The organism is Streptomyces sp. MZ04 (assembly GCF_004684775.1).
Classification (GTDB): Bacteria; Actinomycetota; Actinomycetes; order Streptomycetales; family Streptomycetaceae; genus Streptomyces.
In genome coordinates this window covers 1-1,128 of record NZ_SRIC01000586.1, presented here as the reverse complement: position 1 = coordinate 1,128, position 1,128 = coordinate 1, and the positions used below count along the sequence as shown (strand labels likewise).

The window sequence follows — 1,128 nt, the reverse complement described above, 5'->3', positions numbered from 1 at the left end:
CGGCGAGGTCCTGCTGCCCCGCCCCTGCCCCGCCTGGTGGGCCCCGCAGGCGCGGCTGCTCGGCCGTGCGGTCTACCACGTGCCGACGCCCGCCGAGTGCGGCGGCGTCCCCGACCCGTACGCCCTCCTGGAAACCGTCCGCCGTATCCGCGACGAGGGCGGCACCCCACGCCTCCTTGTGCTCTCCGTCGCCGACGACCCGACCGCCACCGTGCCGCCTCCCGAAGTGCTGCACGAGGCCGTGGAAGCGGCCGCGGACGAGGGCCTGCACATCGTCAGCGACGAGACCTGGCGCGACACCCTGCACCGCCCGCACGACACCGTCCTCATCGGCCCCGCCGAGATGGCCCCCGACCGGGTGACCGTTCTGACCGACCTCTCCGGGGCGTTCCTGCCGCCGAGCCTGCCCGCCGCGGTCGCCCGGTTCCCCGCCACCGCGTGGGGCACCGCGCTGCGTGCCCGCACCCTCGACGTCCTCACCGCGCTCGGCGCGTTCCTCGCGGCGCCGGTCGCGGCGGCGGCCGCGTACGTCCTCGGCGAACCGGACGAGGTGGCCGAACGCCTCGTCCGCGCCACCCGCCTGCACGCGCGCGTGGCCGCCGCCGCGCAGCGGAGGGTGCTCGCGGCGGGTGCGCTCGCCCGGCCTCCGCAGGCCGGGCGCCACCTCTACGTGGACCTCGACCCGCTGCGTCCCGCCCTCACCGCCCGCGGCGTCGGCGACTCGCAGGACCTGGAGGACTTCCTCGGCGAACGGCTCGGCATGCCCGCACCCGGCGGCCACAGGTTCGGTGACGAGCTCGGGGCGCTACGGGTACGGCTGTCCACCGGCCCCTTGCTCGGCTCAACCCAGCAGGAGCGCATGACGTCTCTCACCGCACCGGACGCGCTGGAATTGCCGCATGTGGAACGGGCGTTGAACATGTTCGGGTCGGCCTTCGACGATCTCCGCGCAGCAGCACGGCGAATGGAGCCTCCTCGGTGACGCAACAGACCCAGCAGGTGCAGCAGGTGCAGCAGGTGCAGCAGGTGCAACAGACGCAGCAGGCAGAGCAGTCAGAGCAATCAGAGAAGGCCGTACGGGTCACACAGAAGATGCGGCCGGCGGACAGGGCCGCCACCCTCCCCGCC

General features: G+C 74.3%; 1 protein-coding gene. It reads left to right on the top strand.

The features are described from left to right. Positions 1-982: aminotransferase class I/II-fold pyridoxal phosphate-dependent enzyme (locus E2651_RS43330; protein WP_135336742.1), on the top strand; the 982-nt coding region annotated here is incomplete at its 5' end. Positions 983-1,128: the final 146 nt, after the last annotated feature.